Source organism: Bacillus sp. AFS018417 (assembly GCF_002560985.1).
GTDB classification, from domain to species: domain Bacteria; phylum Bacillota; class Bacilli; order Bacillales; family Bacillaceae_G; genus Bacillus_A; species Bacillus_A rhizoplanae.
This window is the reverse complement of sequence record NZ_NTTM01000065.1, coordinates 1-701: the sequence shown is the minus strand read 5'-3', so window position 1 is coordinate 701 and position 701 is coordinate 1. Positions and strand designations below refer to the sequence as shown.

Here is a 701-nt window from a genome sequence, read left to right as displayed (position 1 = left end):
TGGCTACTTTCCATCATTGGCATAACATCTGGTATTGGGCTATTTTCCATTATTGGCATAACATTTGGTATTGGGCTATTTTCCATCATTGGCATAACATCTGGTATTGGGCTATTTTCCATTATTGGCATAACACCTGGTATTTGGGGTTCCATTATTGGCATAACACCTGGTATTGGGCTATTCTCCATTATTGGCATCGTAACATTAGGTGGAAGCACTTGTGGAATTTCTTTTGTAACCTGCGGTGCGACGACATTGCTTACATTTTCTTTTTTCACTTCCGGCGCAACGACATTACTTACATTTTCTTTCTTCACTTCTGGTGCGACAACATTACTTACATTTTCTTTCTTCGCTTCCGGCACGATGATATTGCTTACATTTTCTTTTTTCATTTCCGGTGCGACGACATTACTTACATTTTCTTTCTTCACTTCTGGTGCGACAACATTACTTCCCTTCATTTTATTTACTTGCGGAGAAATTAAATCGTTACCTTTTTTTATAATATCTGCAATTTTATAATCTTTTTTCGCTTTTACTGGCGGTTGCGGTGGCTGTGGTAAAATGTTCACGGAAAATTTTGTGCTCTCTTTTTGTTTTTCTACTTTGCTAACAACGGGTTGCTTCTCAACAACAGGTAGTTTTTCTACTGGTTTCTCTTTTTGTATAGGCTGTTCCTTTTGTATAGGCTGCTC

The 701-nt window shown here is 37.9% G+C and carries 1 pseudogene; it reads right to left on the bottom strand.

Annotated features, from left to right (window positions below):
* A pseudogene (locus CN326_RS24780) lies at positions 1–701 on the bottom strand (SafA/ExsA family spore coat assembly protein); the annotation flags it as partial.